The organism is Kordia jejudonensis (genome assembly GCF_001005315.1).
GTDB classification, from domain to species: Bacteria; Bacteroidota; Bacteroidia; order Flavobacteriales; family Flavobacteriaceae; genus Kordia; species Kordia jejudonensis.
Map to the genome: position 1 here is coordinate 1 of NZ_LBMG01000065.1, position 16,774 is coordinate 16,774.

Genomic DNA, 16,774 nt, shown 5'->3' on the forward strand with positions numbered 1-16,774 from the left:
AACGAATTACTTAACCTTTACAGAAGTGACACATTAAATCTTACCACTTCTTATAAAGAATCATCCTAAACTAAACATAACCACGCATAAAATCCAAAACATGATAAATGTCATTTTTTAGGAAATGTGACACACGTACTTTTGAGCCATAACTTCAATAGGTATGAGTGTTATTTATGTTTTACTAACAATAAGTATTGTAGTCGCAATTTTCTTTTTCGTCGCTTTTATCATAGCGGTTCGAAGTGGACAATTTGACGATAGTTACACACCATCAGTTCGGATGCTATTTGAAGACGAATTGGTAAAAGACAAAACAACAACAAAAAACTAACTACAATAATAAATACGTATAATTATGGAACTCCAACAATTTTATTACGATAATAAAATCGTTAAAAAATTTATCTACGCCACCATCGTTTGGGGAATCGTTGGAATGTTAATAGGATTGCTATTAGCGTTCCTATTTTTATTTCCAACTTGGTTTGAGGGCATTTCTTGGTTAAGTTTTGGTCGTTTACGTCCATTGCATACCAACGCCGTTATTTTTGCTTTTGTCGGAAATGCAATCTTTGCGGGTGTTTACTACTCACTACAACGATTGTTAAAAGCCCGAATGGCAAGTGATTTGCTCAGTAATATCAACTTTTGGGGATGGCAATTACTCATTGTTGGAGCCGCAATAACACTTCCGTTAGGATATACAACATCTAAAGAATATGCTGAACTTGAGTGGCCTTTTGACATTGCAATCGCACTACTTTGGGTTGCGTTTGGTGTCAATATGATTTGGACCATCCTAAAAAGAAGACAACGACATTTATACGTAGCCGTTTGGTTTTACTTAGCAACGTTTGTAACGGTTGCTGTATTGCACATATTCAATAGTTTAGAATTGCCTGTAAGTGCTATGAAAAGTTACTCTGTATACGCAGGTGTGCAAGATGCTTTAGTACAATGGTGGTACGGACACAATGCGGTGGCATTTTTCCTAACCACACCATTTTTAGGGTTGATGTATTACTTCATTCCAAAAGCAGCAAACCGACCAATTTACTCGTACAGATTATCCATTGTGCATTTCTGGTCATTAATATTCATCTACATTTGGGCAGGACCACATCATTTATTATATACAGCATTGCCAGAATGGGCACAAAACTTGGGAGTTGCTTTTTCCGTAATGTTATTGATGCCTTCTTGGGGAGGAATGATCAACGGATTACTAACACTACGTGGCGCTTGGGATAAAGTACGAACCGATCCAGTATTAAAATTCATGGTAGTAGCAATTACAGGATATGGTATGGCAACCTTTGAAGGTCCATTATTATCCTTAAAAAATGTAAATGCCATTGCACACTTTACCGATTGGATTATTGCACACGTACACGTTGGCGCACTAGCATGGAATGGATTCCTAACATTTGGGATGGTATATTGGTTAATTCCACGACTATTCAAAACGAAACTATACTCTAAAGGATTGGCAAATGCACACTTTTGGATTGGAACTTTAGGAATCATCATGTATGCATTACCAATGTATGTAGCAGGATTTACACAAGCATTTATGTGGAAACAATTCGGAGCTGACGGACGTTTAGTATACGGAAACTTCCTGGAAACAGTTACCGAAATCATGCCAATGTATTGGATGCGTGCCATCGGAGGTTCATTATACATCTTCGGAATGTTCTTCTTAGCGTACAACATTGTAATGACCATTGTAAAATCGAGAAACAAAGTAGAAGACGAGTTAGCAGAAGCTCCAGCATTACAGCGTGTTTCTAAGAAACGTACAAAAGGAGAAGGATGGCACACGTGGTTAGAACGTAAGCCAATCAAACTGACAATTTATGCTACAATTGCCATATTAATTGGAGGAATAGTACAAATAGTACCAACCATCATGATTGATTCGAACATTCCAACCATAACCAGTGTAAAACCATACACGCCTTTAGAATTGGAAGGTAGAGATATCTACATCCGTGAAGGTTGTGTCGGTTGTCACTCGCAAATGATTCGTCCGTTTAGAAGTGAAGTAGAACGCTATGGCGAATATTCGAAAGCAGGAGAATTTGTATACGATCATCCATTCTTATGGGGAAGTAAACGTACAGGACCCGATTTGCATCGTGAAGGAGGATTAAAATCTGATTCTTGGCACTTCAAACACATGTATGATCCAAGAGGAATTGAAGAAAAATCGATCATGCCTTCCTATCCATGGTTAATAAGAAATGCTTTAGACAGATCAATGACGCAAGACAAAATGGAAGCAATGGTCACTTTAGGTGTTCCATATTCGCAAGAAGAAATTGCAGACGCCTTGAAATCGATGGACGAACAAGCATTAGGAATTGTGAGAAACCTATACGATGATCCTGACTTAAAGAAATCATTTGAAGAAGCTAAAAAGGCAGCTGCCCAAACAGGCGAAACCTTCATTCCTGTCAAAGATCGTGAAATTACGGCACTAATTGCCTACTTGCAACGCTTAGGGACAGATATTAAAGTAAAAGACGAACAACTAACCACACAAAAATAAGGATCATGCTAAAATTTGTAAAAAACCATATGGAGAGCATCACAGGAATAGAAATCTATCCACTTATCTCCTTACTCATCTTCTTTACCTTTTTCGTACTACTATTTTGGTGGGTAATCACAGCAAAAAAAGAATACATCACAAAAGTGAGTAATATTCCATTAGATAATCAACATAACAACCAGAAACTATGAGAAATCTAATTCCATCTTGGGTACGTGTACTCGTCATTTTTTTCCTATTGTTTATAGGAATCGAATATTTTGTTGAATCTGGCGACAGACCAGCATTTATGGCAGAACCAATGATTATGTTGTTTTTGTTGTTAGTATTATTCATCCTCATTGCAATTGAAGGTATTGTCGCTGCGCTAGAACGTATTTTACTAAATAGCTTAACAGAGGCGCAAAAAGAAACGTATTTAGCAAAGAAAAATAAAGTGCCAGAATTTAAATGGCTCAAAAAAACGTATAAAAAATTACTTGGTTCAAAACCCATTGAAGAAGAAGCCGAAATCATTCTGGATCATAACTATGACGGAATTAAAGAACTCGATAACAGTTTGCCGCCATGGTGGTTATACAGTTTTTACATTTCTATCTTCTTTGCATTCATATATATGGTAAAATACCATGTATTCAATGGAGAAAATCAATATGACGAATTGAAAGTAGAATATGTAGAAGCAGACAAAGCATACCAAGAATATCTAAAAACGGCAAAAGATTTAGTCGATTATAAAACGGTAGTTGTGCTTACGGAACCTGGAGATTTAAGTGCTGGAAAAAGCATCTTTACAAAAAACTGTGTAGCTTGTCACAAAGCTGATGGTGGTGGTGGAATTGGACCCAACCTAACAGACAAACACTGGATTTTAGGTGGCGGCATCAACAATGTTTTCAAAACAATTTCTGAAGGTGGACGAAGTGGAAAAGGGATGGAAGCTTGGAAAAAAGAGTTGAAGCCTTCCGAAATAGCACAAGTAGCAACCTACGTATTAACTTTTGAAGGGACAACACCTGCGGAACCAAAAGATCCTGAAGGAGAAATTTGGATTCCAAAAGTAATGTCAAAAGAAGTGAAGGAAGCAGAAGGAAATCAGCAAGTAAACGACTCAACAAACGTTGAAACGGAAACACCAATAAACTAACAACAAGGTATTGTGGAAACGCCAGAAAACGAAACATTCCGAGATTCCATTGGAACGATAAATGAAGAAGGAAAACGCGCTTGGATGTTTCCCAAAAAGCCTAGCGGAAAATTCTATGAATGGCGAAAAATTGTCAGCTACGGATTGCTAATGTTTTTAGTTGCTGCGCCTTTTATCAAAATAAGCGGCAACCAATTTTTACTGTTCAATGTATTAGATAGACGTTTCAATATTTTTGGATTTCCATTTTGGCCACAAGATTTTCACTTGGTCGTAATTTCCATGATTATTGGTGTTGTATTTATTACACTATTTACCGTAGCATTTGGACGGATATTTTGCGGTTGGATTTGTCCGCAGACGATTTTTTTAGAAATGGTTTTCAGACGCATTGAATATTGGATTGATGGCGATAGAGGAAAACAAATTCGACTCTCAAAACAAGCGTGGAATGCAGAAAAAATTAAGAAACGTCTCTTAAAATGGTTTCTATTCTTAGTGATTTCGTTTGGAATTGCCAATGTGTTTTTGGCCTATTTAATAGGAAGCGATCAACTGATTCAAGATATTTTAGATGGTCCTTTTAAACACTTAGGAACCTTAGTTCCGTTGTTGATTTTTACCGCAGTATTCTATTTTGTATTTGCTTGGTTTCGTGAGCAAGTGTGTATTATAGCATGTCCTTACGGAAGATTACAAGGCGTATTGTTAGATGACAAATCAATATTGGTGGCATACGATCATAAGCGTGGAGAAGGCGAAAATGGACGTAAAAAGTTTCGTAAAAATGAAAACAGAGCCGAACTTGGTCATGGCGATTGTATTGACTGTTTTCAGTGCGTGCATGTGTGTCCAACAGGAATTGACATCAGAAACGGAACACAGCTAGAATGTGTCAATTGTACCGCATGTATTGATGAATGTGATACCATAATGGAGAAGATTGACTTGCCAAAAGGCTTGATTCGATATACGAGTGAAGACGAAATCGAAAAGAAAGAGAAGTTCAAATTTACACCACGATTAAAAGGATATACAGCGGTTTTAGTTATTTTAATTGGTGTATTGATTGGCATGTTGATGATTCGGAATGATGTAGAAGCAAATATTTTACGATTATCGGGTCAGTTATATGAAACAAAACCAAACGATAGAATTAGCAATGTTTTTACGTATAAATTGATTAATAAAACTACAGATTCCATTGATGAGGTACTTTTTAAACTTAGAAAGTACGAAGGCGGAACCATAAAACCCGTCACAAATGCTGAAAATGTAATGATTCCGAGACAGGGAATTGCAGAAGGAACATTGTTTATTGAGATTCCAAAAAGTAGTTTGAAAAGCGGAAAAAATAAAATCACAGTTGAAGTCTATAGTAACGATAAATTGATAGAAACTACGACGGTAAATTTTATTGGACCGTCGAGTTATAACTAAAAGTGCATTAAGGATAGAGGCATTGTTGGAGCTCTTTGTGAGATGCTGAATCAAGTTCAGCATGACGAGCAAAAGCGACTGCCGAAAGCCTGACCTCTGTTTTTCACAGAGGAAATGCCATAAAAAATAGAAAATATGAAAATAAATTGGGGAACTGGAATCGTGTTAGCATTTATAGGCTTTATCAGCTTTATCATGTTTTTTGTGGTACGAATGAATGTACAAGATAAATACGATCATGATTTGGTAACGGAATCGTATTATGAAGCCGAATTGGTGTATCAAGGAGATATTGACAAGCTGAAAAACGCGCAAAAGCTTCCTGAAAATATTACGTGGGAACGCATCAGTTCAGGAATTGTATTGAAGTTTCCAAAAGCGTTAACGCAAGAAAAAATAAAAGGAAAAGTGTTCCTATATCGACCATCGGGCAAACAGCACGATTTCGAAATGCACATTTCGTTATCGGATCACACATTGCTCATACCTGACAATCGTTTGCTTGATGGTCGTTGGGACATAAAAGTCGATTGGACCTACGAAGACCAAGCGTATTTGTATAAGGAAGTGTTAGTGTATTGAACAAGGATGTTTTTTTGTCATTCCTGCGGAGGTAGGAATCTTGATTAAAAGATTGAAGGATTGAAGGATTGAAGAGTTGTTGATATATTGATTATTTGTCATTCGTGCCTAAGCAGGAATCAATGTAGCAAATAAATAGATTCCGCATCAAGTGCGGAACTCAAAAAATAAATTTTTTGAATGTTAGTATCAGGTTTTATAATAGGATTATTAGGAAGTTTTCACTGCGTAGGTATGTGCGGACCAATCGCGTTTATGTTGCCTGTTGATCGTACAAATAGTTATAAAAAAGTTGCACAAATACTATTGTACCATGTTGGACGCTTGTTGTCGTATGCAACTATTGGACTTATTTTTGGACTCCTTGGAAAAAGCATTTATATCTTCGGGATGCAACAAAAATTGTCGATTATTATTGGTGTGTTGATGATTGTTGCCATTAGCATTCCACACAAAACTTTTAGTACATACAACTTTTCAAAACCGATGTACAAACTGATTTCAAAACTCAAATCGAGTTTGGGCGCACAGTTTAAAAAGAAAAGTCCCGATACATTTTTTACCATTGGTTTTCTAAACGGATTTTTACCATGTGGTTTGGTCTATATGGCAGTTTTTGGCGCTATTGCCACGGGAAGTATTTACCAAGGAAGTTTGTATATGTTGTTGTTCGGATTGGGCACCATTCCGTTAATGACGTCGGCTATTTATTTGGGTAAATTTTTGAATACTTCAGTAAAAAAACGCATTCAAAAAGCAATTCCTGTATTGGTAGTTTTGATTGGCGTTTTGTTTATACTTCGCGGTTTAGGTTTGGGAATTCCGTACATTTCTCCAGCGCCAAATGCGGGTTTGGTAACCAATACGATGCATTGTCATTAATAAGAATTAGTCTTCTAATAATGCATCGAAATTATAGGCTTTTAGAATACTAAAGAAATTGTTGTAATCAATTTTCGGGTTGATAACTCTATCATTTTCATCAAACTTATAATCAGGGAAACTTTCGGCAAAAGTAAATGTATACGCTAATTCTTCAACGTAAACGGAATACGAATCAAAACCATTTTCGTTCACATTTTTTCTTACCGTTGATACGGATTGGAATGCTTTTACAACTTTGTCTTTACCATGTTTAAGAAATAATGTTTCAATTTTTAAAGAATCACGTTTGTTACAGTCTGCTCCTAAAGGGCATCCATTCATAGCTTCTAAAAGTTGTAAGGCTTCATCATGTTTCTTTTTTTTGTTTAATATTTCTGCTTGTATAAGTGTAATATTTCCTTTTGCACCTGCCCAAGAATTTCCACAGAAGCCATAATTGCTATTACTAGCTTTGTCTAGGTAGGTTTCTGCTAGTGCAAGATCATTTTGTTGTACTGCTTCTCTGGCACTCTTAATAAAAGCATGTCCGTCATCATGATCATAGCGTTTTCCACAAGAAAAGAGCGCTAAACAAAAAGTAATTAGCAGTATATTTTTAAGACTGATTAGGGTACTTTTTTGGTACATCATACGAATGGTTTTAATGCATACTTAAATATACTAAATATTTGTTAGATGTATAGTTACAAGTTTGTTGTTGTATTCATCTTTTCATAAAGTCTATTCACTTTTGGTTGAATAATCCAGATTCCAATAATATAAAACCATAATAAAAAGAATTCGCCCAAAAATTCACTAAACCGAACTTCTCATGAGTTATTCCAAATTTTAACATTGGTAAAGCTACAAAAAACGCATTGAGTATGACAAATATCATAGTTCTTCCTATGATTCTTGGGTACTTTTAATATAGAATTAAAAACAAAAACAAGATGAAAAAAAGAGCACCCGTTTCAAGTATTATGACAGCTAATGTAATCACATTAAATCATACAGACAATTTAGATACTGCTGAGCGTTTATTTAAATCAAAAAATATTAGACATATTCCTGTAGTTAGTGGCGATGCCATTATTGGAATGTTGAGTTATACAGATTTATTACGCATTAGCTTTGCCGATGGCGCGTATGAAGAAGAAGAAAATGTAGAAACTGTTGTGTATAATATGTTTACAATAGAACAAGTTATGGCGAAAAACTTGGTGAGTGTAAGTTCGAATACAACTATTAAAGAAGCGGCAGAAATATTAGCCAAAAAAGAATTCCATGCATTGCCAGTGGTTGATGATGGCAAGTTAGTCGGAATCTTGACAACTACAGATTTAATTAACTATCTTCTAGAGCAATTCTAATATAAAAAGCAGTAGCGAAATTCATTATACACAAATCTTATGAAAAACGTTTTAATACTAACCGATTTCTCAGCATGTGCATTGAATGCAACACACTATGCGATACATTTTCTAAAAAACGAAACGTGTTGTTTTTATCTAATGCACGTCCATAAATCGGGAAGTTTTACAATGGATGATTTAATGTCTTCCGCTACTGCTAATGTATATGAAAGTGTATTGAAAGTTGAAAAAGAACAACTGCAAAAAGTGTTGGACGAGCTAAAACAATCGTCGCAAAATGACAAACATGAGTTTCATTCTATTCTTGATTATGATACTTTTTTGCAAGCAACTCATCGAATTATAGAAGAAAAAAAGATTGATTTGCTCGTTGCAGGTTACAATGGCGTTTCCAATGTGAAAGAAATTATTTTCGGAAGTCATACCTTGAGTATCATTCGAAAAATTAATTGTAATACCTTGGTCATTCCTGAAGATGTTACAAATAGTACTCCAAAAACAATGTTGGTATTGCTAGATGAAAAAGATGAGATAGAAAGTGAAGCTTTTGACAGAATTTTACGAACAGCTGAGCAACATTCGTTACACGTTCATATTGTACGTGTGTATGAAAAACCGATGACGCAACCACGTTATGACGAATCGTACTTAATGAAACAGTGTACGCATATAAATTACACATATAAAGTTATTCAAAATGTGCCATTACACTATGTAAAATCAGCATACATGCAACTCCACGAGATCGATATGATTGGTTTGATTGTACAAAAAGAATCAGTTTTTGAGCGTATCTTCAAACAATCTTCTGTCACAGAAATCAGCAAAGCCTTGAAAAAACCGTTGTTTGTTACGCATCCTTAATATCAAATAATATTTATTCTAAAAAAAGCAGGAACGTTATTACAGTTCCTGCTTTTTGGACAATTAATAAGATTAACTAACAACCTTAAATTTTGAATGTCATTACGGGTAAGTTGGAATGATTTGCAATATCTTCTGAAATACTTCCTTCAAAAAAGTGTGCCAAGCCTTTGCGTCCATGTGTAGCTACAGCTACCAAATCTGCCCCTTTAATACTGGCAAAGTTTAAAATTCCGTCTTCAATAGAATAATCACTTACATAATGTACATTTTCCATATTATCTGTATGTCCGTCAGCAATCTTTAAAAAGTCTGACACACGGGTTTCCATTTCTGTAGAACTCTTAAAACTTGCGCCTGGTAAGTTTACGTAAACCAAGTGTAGTTTTGCACCAAGTTTTGAAAATAATGCACTAGCGTTGATATATGGTTTGATGGATTCTTTCGAAAAATCGCACGCAAATACTACGTTTTCAAATTCAATCAGCGTTGGCGTATACTTGACAACCAATACAGGAATGTCAGAATGGCGTACAACTTTTTCGGTATTTGATCCAATGAAAACTTCTTTTATACCACTTGATCCGTGCGATCCCATCACAATTAAATCTGCATTGTGTTCCTTGGCAACATCATTTACTTCGCCAAACACTTTAAAATGCTTTACAATTGGTGTTACTTTTATATCTTTTAAATACGGCTTGTCTAAAAAATCGGTAAACTTCTGTTCGGCCAATTTTAAGAAGAAAACAGCTTCTGCTTGTCGATTGCCATCAGTGTCAGAAATGAGCGCATTAGACAATTCTAACATGTGCAATGCTAATACTTCTGAATCGTATTTTTTTGCTAAAATGGAAGCAGCTTCCAGTGCAAATTCTGAATGTTTTGAGAAATCTACGGGTACAATAATTTTTTTCATAATAGTTTTTTTAGATGGTCATTGAGAATAATTGTGTCTCAGGTTTTTTTCGTTGTAATAATACATCAAAAGCCATGCAAATGTTGCGTACAAAAGGTTTTCCTTTGCTGGTAATTCGTAAGGTATTGTTTGCTATCTGAATTAACTCGTCAGCTTCAAACTCTTTCAATGTATGAGCAATTGCTGATAATTCTGGAATTGCTAAAGTATCCGAATTCCATGTGGTTTTAAAGTTGCACATTAAATTCAAAATATGTTTTCTAATGATGAGATCTTCTTCCGTAAGGATATGACCTCTAAATACAGGAATGATGTCTTTAGCTAACAACTTGTAATAGGTGTCAATGTCTTTTACATTTTGCGAAAAACCATACCAACTATCACTAATAGCAGAAACGCCCAAACCAATCATAGCTTGTGTTTTGCTCGCCGTATAGCCCATAAAATTACGATGCAAACGGTTTTCAATCATGGATGTGTACAAACTGTCTGTTGGCAATGCAAAATGATCCATGCCAATATCAACATAGCCAGCTTCTTTCAGTAAAAACTTGCCCAAATTGTACTGCTTCGTTTTTTCGGAAGCCGTTGGCAAATCTTCATCTTTAAAACCGCGCTGTCCATTTCCTTTTATCCAAGGAACGTGTGCATAACTGTAAAAGGCAATTCGATCTGGTGCTAATTGTTTTGTTTTGGCAATCGTTTCGGTAACATGTTCCGAAGTTTGAAAAGGCAACCCGAAAATAATATCATGTCCAACTGAAGTATAACCAATCTTTCTAGCGAGTTTGGTAACACGTTCCACATTTTCAAAAGGTTGTACTCTATGAATTGCTTTCTGAACCGTTTCATTATAATCTTGCACACCAAAACATACACGTCTACATCCTAAATTGTACAACGTTTGCAAATGTGTTTCCGTAGTATTATTTGGATGTCCTTCAAAGCTAAATTCGTAGGTTTCGGCAAGTGTGGCACGCGACAGAATTCCTTCAATTAATTCCTGTAAATGTTCAGGCGAAAAAAAAGTAGGCGTTCCACCACCAAGATGAAGTTCTTTCACCATTGGTTTGTGCTCTAAAACGTCACAGTACAACGCCCACTCACTCAAAACTGCTTTCATATACGGAGCTTCTACATCATGCCTTTTCGTTATTCGCTTGTTACAACCGCAAAACGTACATAGGCTTTCGCAAAAAGGCAAATGAATGTAGATGCTGATTCCCTCTGTATCATTACTTTCGTGAAACGATTTTTGTAATGAAGATTTCCATTCTTCTAATGAAAATGTATTTGTATTCCAATATGGAACGGTCGGATAACTTGTATATCGCGGACCTGCCACATTGTATTTATTCACTAAATTGCACATACCTGATAATTATATTTCAAAGGTACATAGCGGTTTACGCCTTTCATATGATAAATATCAGGTTTGAAAAAAATATGCTAAAGTTTTTAAGGAATTTTGTTTCTGCATAAGATTATTGTAGTTTGAACAAAACATGCAGAGAAATACAATATGAAACATTTATTACCGATACTATTCTTAGTTTTAATTAGCTGTAAAAGTGAACCGAAAACAGAAGTATCATCTGAAAATAAAACCGATACAACTGTAGTTGACATGTGGAATGCTTATGTACAGTTGCATCCTGAATTTAAAAACGATTCACTACCTGATGCCTGGTTTTTTCATAACAATAAAACTGACGCAAATCGTTTGGGAAAATTAACTTTAGAAGGCAAAAAGCAAGCTTCGTCTGGTTTGTATGCTTGGTATAAAGAAGCAAATGCTGCATTGCCAAAAGTGGGTACAAAACACATCATTACAGACTTTGATGGAAAAGCACAAGCGATTATTCAAATTACAAAAGTTGATACCATTCCATTTCATAAAATCTCACAGGCTTACGCCGAAAAAGACATGGGAACAACCAATGAAGCACTAAAAAAATGGCGAAAAGCACATTGGGATTTCTTTGAAAGTGCATTGAAAGAAAGTGGCAAAAAACCGACCGAAAACATGTTGGTTGTTTGTGAACAATTTGAAACGGTTTGGCCAAAATCTTCAAAATAAATGAACGCTTCAAACAGCAAACAATCTTACGATATTGTTAAGCCTTCTTTATCCTATGGTTGGCAACTAAATATTAGTTATTTTCGTAGCTACAATTAGCAGTTTTATTCATTAAAAAAAGTCTGACGCATGTCTTTAATTACAAAAGAATATTATCACAGAGATTTATCATGGTTACGTTTTAACCATCGTGTGTTACAGGAAGCTGCGGACTTGCGAAATCCGTTGTACGAACGCATCAAATTTTTAGCGATTTTCTCTTCAAATTTGGACGAATTTTTCAAAGTTCGCGTATCTGCCATTCGTCAAATAAAAAAATTAGACAAAAGTTTACGTAAAAAGCTTATCACAAAACCAAATAAGTTGTTGCGTAAGATTAAAAAAGAAGTCCATATTCAACAAGAACAGTTTGGACATATTTTTCAACATGAAATCATTCCTGAATTAGAAAAAGAAGGTGTTGTGCTTACCAATTTCACACAATTTACAGCGGCACAACAAGAATTTTCGGAACACTATTATCAAGAAAAATTGAAACAAAAGTTAGTGTCAGATTTCACGATTTCGACAGAGAAAATCTTCATTGAAAACGAACAATTATATCTCGCGGCTGTGCATGAAGGAAATTTGATGGTATTTAAAATTCCTTCGGATACTTCACGTTTCATAGTACTTCCGTCAGCAAATGAAAAGCAATACGTTACGTTTACAGATGATGTTTTAAAATACAAACTATCACAACTATATCCTGAAACTTCTTTTTATGCATTAAAAGTTTCTCGTGATGCCGAATTGTATATTGAAAATGAATATTCAGGGAATTTATTAGAAAAAATAAAAGGTTCATTGAGCAACAGAGATACAGGTCAGGTAACCCGAATGTTGATTGACCAAAAAGCACCTGAAGTGTTGCTAAATAAGCTCAAAGAAGAACTCGGCGTGAACGAAACCGACATCGTTTTGGGCGGTACATATCACAACTTTAAAGACTTTTTTGGCTTTCCAAATCCAACTGAAAAAGATTTGTCATTGCCAGAAATTGTTCCTGTTCGGAACAAAGAATTATCACAATATGACAGTATGTTTACGGCGATTTCTGAAAAAGATCGCTTGTTATACTTTCCATACGAATCGTTTGATCATGTTGCAGAATTTATAGAAGAAGCTGCCACAGATGAAAACGTGACTAAAATTAAAATTACCTTATACCGTGTTGCGAAAGAATCGCGACTGACAACGGCTTTAGTCAATGCTTGTGAAAACGGTAAAAACGTGACTGTTTTTGTGGAAACCAAAGCACGATTTGATGAACAAAATAATATCAAATGGGGAAAAGTTTTGGAAGATCACGGCGCAAAGGTTATGTACAGTTATCCGGGCATCAAAGTGCATTCGAAAATATTGTGTATTGAACGTTTGGAAAATGAAATCCCGAAACTTTACGGATATGTTGGTACGGGAAATTTCAATGAAAAAACGGCAACTTTGTACACGGATTTTTGTTTGATGACGGCAAAAGAAAAGATTACTTCTGAATTGATTCAAGTATTTCAAGTCTTGGAACGAGAAATCATTATTCCAAAAAGTAAAAGATTGCTCATTTCTCCATTTACTACTCGAAGTACTTTTTTAGAGTTGATTGACAATGAAATTGCACAGGCAAAAGCTGGGAAAGAAGCATATATCATTTTGAAAATGAACAGTATTCAAGATGCAAAAATGATCAATGCTTTATACGAAGCAAACAACGCTGGAGTAAAAATTGAATTGGTCATTCGCGGAATTTGTGCGATTGTTCCAGGTATTGAAGGACAAAGCGAAAACATTACTATAAAAAGTGTGTTGGGGCAATTTTTAGAACATGCACGCGTGTATATTTTTGGAAATGGAGGCAATGAACAAATGTATATTGGTTCGGCTGATTGGATGACACGAAATTTAGATCATCGTATTGAAGTGATGATGCCAATTTTAGATGCAGACATTCATGCACGTGTAAAATCGTATGTCCAATGGCAATTAGACGATACGGTAAAAGCGAGAATCATTGATGCCAAGCAGAAAAATAGCTATGTAAAACGTGATGACAAAGCAATTCATTCACAGCAGAAAGCGTATGAAGAGCTTGTGAAGATGAATTCATGATTTTTTGTAATATCATTCAAAGAGTGTAACGTTTACATATGCCTTTATACGTATAAGGTATAAAGTTTGTTTAAGAAAATATGGAAAGAATCGCTTTTGATGTAGTGACCCCAAAAAAAAGAGTATTATTTGATATTTCAAATTCAGAAAAACTCATGCTTTTCGGTCTTATAGGACTTGGACTTTTACTGGTTTTTGGTGCTCTATTTCATAAATTTTACAAACTTACGATACTTAAATATAAAGTTGTAAAATTATTTTTGGCTGCTTGTATACTCAGCATTTTGATTGGAATATTTGCTTCTTTGATAGATGACGCTAAAAATGATCTCAATGTAAGTGGTGTTCTTTTTTTTGATGAAAACAAAATCATTTTTGATTACACAGAAACGTTTCCACTTTCAGAAATCAGTTATATCAAATTCGAGATTTTCGATTTTAAAGGCACTCGCTCAATATATGGCTATAAAAAAATTATACGGGCAAACAATTTTATAGTATTTCAGCATCAAGGTAAAAAACATACGTTTCAGGTTATCATTACATCAGATGGACATGAACTACTGTTAAAAGAAAAGCTCATCCCACAATTACAAAAATATACAAAAGTGACTGTCACATAAAAATCTATAATTCTGTATTTTTTCAAAAAACAATTCATGACTACGATTTCATTTGAACAATTTTTGGTTGATTTAGGAAAACAATCATTATCCGTGTTAGACGCTAACATTAAAAAGTCCGACTATGTAGCGCTGGATTTGTCGGTAACCAATGAAAACTTAAAAACCGTTGATGTATCTTCTTCAGAGAAATTAGGCAATTATATTGATCGTCATATTGCAATGAATCAAGCAAAAATTGCCTATGGCGGATACATAGAAACACGCGGAATTTATAATAGAAGCGATTATTTTAACGATCAAAACCCAGAAACCGAACGCAATATTCATTTAGGTTTAGATCTGTGGATTGCTGCCGAAACGCCAATTTATACACCGTTAGACGGAGAAGTTCATAGTTTTCAAAACAATACCAATTTTGGCGATTACGGTCCAACAATCATCTTGAAACATACTATTGAGAATGTTACATTTTATACCTTGTATGGACATTTAAGCTTGACTTCACTTAACGATATACAAGTTGGACAACAGTTCAAAAAAGGCGATCAAATAGCAACCTTAGGCGACGCACGTGTCAACGGAGATTATCCGCCACATTTACATTTTCAAGTCATAAGAGATATGCAAGAGTACCAAGGCGATTATCCTGGCGTGTCTTCTCAAAAAGATTTAAAATTTTACAAAGAAAATTGTCCTGATCCAAATTTGTTGTTGCAGTTGTAAAATAGCTTTATGCTTCATTAGTTACATTTCCTGCTTCATCCAATTCCAAAAACGGATTGAACGCAATTTCCCAAAGATTTTCATCCAGATCGGCAACATAACCACTATAACCGCCCCAAAAAACTTCTTCGGGTTGTTTTACGATTTTTACTCCTTTTTGAGCTAAATCGGCAAAAATTTCATCAACTTCTTCTTTAGTTCTTGTATTGTAAGCAAGTGTAAATCCTTTAAAACCTGAACCCATTGGATCAACTGTAGCATCTTCGGCAAGTTTATCTTTTGGATACAACGAAAGCAGGAGTCCATTTAATTGAAAAAATGAAATATTTTCATTGCTCGCGCTGGTCAGTTTCCAGCCAAATTTTTCTTGGTAAAAAGCAGTGGATTTTTTCAAATCCTGAACGCCTAATCCGATGATTGTAATCCGTGGTTGCATACTATTTAATTATTTATTTTTCTCTACTCTCTACTCTCTACTCTCTACTCTCCGTTCGTTGTTCTCTGCTCAGTAATATAGTTAATTATCGTCTTTGCCATTTTTCGCTGCCCTTGATTGGTTAAATGTATGCCATCACGCAGATCTGGTATTTCAGGATCGTATTTCAAATCTAAAACTAAAGGAATGGAATGTGCTTTTGCAAAGGCAATAATTTTTTGTCCTTGTTCATTATATTCGCATGCTATCAATTCACTGTAGTCAGCGTGCAAGTATATTGTAAATGACATATTGTGTGCATTTGCATAATCTAAAAAGGACTGAAATCCTGGATTAAAACTATTCGTTCGGTTTCTCTTATCTATTCCAGAACCATTATTTTGGGATGTGGAAGGATTTAATTTTTGTGAAATTCTTGGAAGCAAATATCTGTCGAACAATTCATATATAGCTATGGAATATTGTTTACTCGGAAGCTGTGCATATTTGTCAACATTTTCCTCAAATTCCATATTGTCATACGCATCGTGTGAACTTACAAACAGAAAAATAGATTTGCTATTAAAGTTGCCATATTTTTCAAGATAAGCATGTGCATTATCAGGTCCCCAACTTCCCGATGAAATATTTAAAAACTGTATTTTTTTCTGATATAGGTTTGATAAAGAATTTGATATTATTGTAGTTGCCAATGAATCTTGATCTGTTAAAACACCGCCATTCAAGATAGAATCGCCAAAGCCTAAAATGATTTCGGCTGTTGAATCAATTTCCTCACTTCGCATTGATTTTGAATTGTAAACGATATTATTTCGAAATCGATAACGCTGTTGATTTGGTTGTGCTATGTATTCAAATTCAGGATCTACTTGAAATAAGACCGTATTGCAAAATCCGTAATACATTCTCAAATACACTTCCAAACCTACAGTTACGAAAACAATGACGCCTATAATAAGTAGCTTTCTTTTCGTATTTAATAAGGCCATTGTTGGGTTTTGAAAATTGTACG

The 16,774-nt window shown here is 35.0% G+C and carries 18 protein-coding genes; 13 read left to right on the forward strand and 5 right to left on the reverse strand.

Going from position 1 to position 16,774, the window contains the following annotated elements:
* Positions 1-163: 163 nt before the first annotated feature.
* The 7 genes from ccoS to AA089_RS21085 all read left to right on the forward strand — a co-directional run bounded on the left by ccoS (position 164) and on the right by AA089_RS21085 (position 6,611).
* Entirely contained in the window at positions 164-334 is a 171-nt protein-coding gene (gene ccoS, locus AA089_RS21055; RefSeq protein ID WP_046758992.1) for a cbb3-type cytochrome oxidase assembly protein CcoS, read from the forward strand.
* Between the two features lie 24 nt (positions 335-358).
* Positions 359-2,557 carry a cytochrome-c oxidase, cbb3-type subunit I gene (ccoN, locus tag AA089_RS21060; protein WP_046758993.1) on the forward strand — a complete coding sequence of 733 codons (2,199 nt, stop codon included), beginning with the start codon at positions 359-361 and terminating at the stop codon, positions 2,555-2,557.
* A gap of 5 nt (positions 2,558-2,562) precedes the next feature.
* On the forward strand, positions 2,563-2,751 hold the full coding sequence (locus AA089_RS21065; protein ID WP_046758994.1) for a cytochrome c oxidase subunit IV: 189 nt from the start codon (positions 2,563-2,565) through the stop codon (positions 2,749-2,751).
* Complete coding sequence (locus AA089_RS21070) at positions 2,748-3,707, forward strand: cbb3-type cytochrome c oxidase N-terminal domain-containing protein (protein ID WP_046758995.1); 960 nt, start codon at positions 2,748-2,750, stop codon at positions 3,705-3,707. The genes AA089_RS21065 and AA089_RS21070 overlap by 4 nt, the downstream gene beginning before the upstream one ends.
* A gap of 12 nt (positions 3,708-3,719) precedes the next feature.
* A complete protein-coding gene (gene ccoG, locus AA089_RS21075) occupies positions 3,720-5,147 on the forward strand; it encodes a cytochrome c oxidase accessory protein CcoG (protein WP_046758996.1) in 1,428 nt (475 codons plus the stop codon).
* A gap of 135 nt (positions 5,148-5,282) precedes the next feature.
* Complete coding sequence (locus tag AA089_RS21080; RefSeq protein WP_046758997.1) at positions 5,283-5,729, forward strand: FixH family protein; 447 nt, start codon at positions 5,283-5,285, stop codon at positions 5,727-5,729.
* A 180-nt stretch (positions 5,730-5,909) separates the two neighbouring features.
* Complete coding sequence (locus AA089_RS21085) at positions 5,910-6,611, forward strand: sulfite exporter TauE/SafE family protein (protein ID WP_046758998.1); 702 nt, start codon at positions 5,910-5,912, stop codon at positions 6,609-6,611.
* Positions 6,612-6,617: 6 nt separating this feature from the next.
* On the opposite strand, the gene AA089_RS21090 is transcribed toward AA089_RS21085, so the two are convergent.
* Complete coding sequence (locus AA089_RS21090; protein ID WP_046758999.1) at positions 6,618-7,244, reverse strand: tetratricopeptide repeat protein; 627 nt, start codon at positions 7,242-7,244, stop codon at positions 6,618-6,620.
* 302 nt (positions 7,245-7,546) lie between these two features.
* On the opposite strand from AA089_RS21090, the gene AA089_RS21095 reads away from it, so the two are divergent.
* Both AA089_RS21095 and AA089_RS21100 read left to right on the forward strand, forming a co-directional pair.
* Positions 7,547-7,966, forward strand: coding sequence for a CBS domain-containing protein (locus AA089_RS21095; protein ID WP_046759000.1), 420 nt, complete (start codon positions 7,547-7,549; stop codon positions 7,964-7,966).
* A gap of 39 nt (positions 7,967-8,005) precedes the next feature.
* Complete coding sequence (locus AA089_RS21100) at positions 8,006-8,833, forward strand: universal stress protein (protein ID WP_046759001.1); 828 nt, start codon at positions 8,006-8,008, stop codon at positions 8,831-8,833.
* 85 nt (positions 8,834-8,918) lie between these two features.
* On the opposite strand, the gene AA089_RS21105 is transcribed toward AA089_RS21100, so the two are convergent.
* Positions 8,919-9,752 (reverse strand): universal stress protein, encoded by an 834-nt coding sequence (locus AA089_RS21105; RefSeq protein ID WP_046759002.1) that lies wholly within the window; start codon positions 9,750-9,752, stop codon positions 8,919-8,921.
* Positions 9,753-9,762: 10 nt separating this feature from the next.
* Positions 9,763-11,124 carry an oxygen-independent coproporphyrinogen III oxidase gene (gene hemN, locus AA089_RS21110; RefSeq protein ID WP_046759003.1) on the reverse strand — a complete coding sequence of 454 codons (1,362 nt, stop codon included), beginning with the start codon at positions 11,122-11,124 and terminating at the stop codon, positions 9,763-9,765.
* A 150-nt stretch (positions 11,125-11,274) separates the two neighbouring features.
* On the opposite strand from hemN, the gene AA089_RS21115 reads away from it, so the two are divergent.
* From AA089_RS21115 to AA089_RS21130, 4 genes are all read left to right on the forward strand, one after another.
* Complete coding sequence (locus tag AA089_RS21115) at positions 11,275-11,832, forward strand: ASCH domain-containing protein (RefSeq protein ID WP_053002620.1); 558 nt, start codon at positions 11,275-11,277, stop codon at positions 11,830-11,832.
* A 129-nt stretch (positions 11,833-11,961) separates the two neighbouring features.
* Positions 11,962-13,977, forward strand: a complete 2,016-nt coding sequence (gene ppk1 / locus AA089_RS21120) for a polyphosphate kinase 1 (RefSeq protein ID WP_046759004.1) — start codon at positions 11,962-11,964, stop codon at positions 13,975-13,977.
* 80 nt (positions 13,978-14,057) lie between these two features.
* Positions 14,058-14,600: a hypothetical protein gene (locus tag AA089_RS21125; protein ID WP_046759005.1), complete on the forward strand. Its 543-nt coding sequence runs from the start codon at positions 14,058-14,060 to the stop codon at positions 14,598-14,600.
* Between the two features lie 36 nt (positions 14,601-14,636).
* Positions 14,637-15,326, forward strand: a complete 690-nt coding sequence (locus tag AA089_RS21130; RefSeq protein ID WP_046759006.1) for a peptidoglycan DD-metalloendopeptidase family protein — start codon at positions 14,637-14,639, stop codon at positions 15,324-15,326.
* A gap of 7 nt (positions 15,327-15,333) precedes the next feature.
* On the opposite strand, the gene AA089_RS21135 is transcribed toward AA089_RS21130, so the two are convergent.
* Together AA089_RS21135 and AA089_RS21140 are read right to left on the reverse strand one after the other, a co-directional pair.
* Positions 15,334-15,762, reverse strand: a complete 429-nt coding sequence (locus AA089_RS21135) for a VOC family protein (protein ID WP_046759007.1) — start codon at positions 15,760-15,762, stop codon at positions 15,334-15,336.
* A gap of 44 nt (positions 15,763-15,806) precedes the next feature.
* The gene (locus AA089_RS21140; protein WP_046759008.1) at positions 15,807-16,751 is read right to left on the reverse strand and encodes a hypothetical protein; all 945 of its coding nucleotides are present in this window, start codon (positions 16,749-16,751) and stop codon (positions 15,807-15,809) included.
* Between the last annotated feature and the right edge of the window lie 23 nt (positions 16,752-16,774).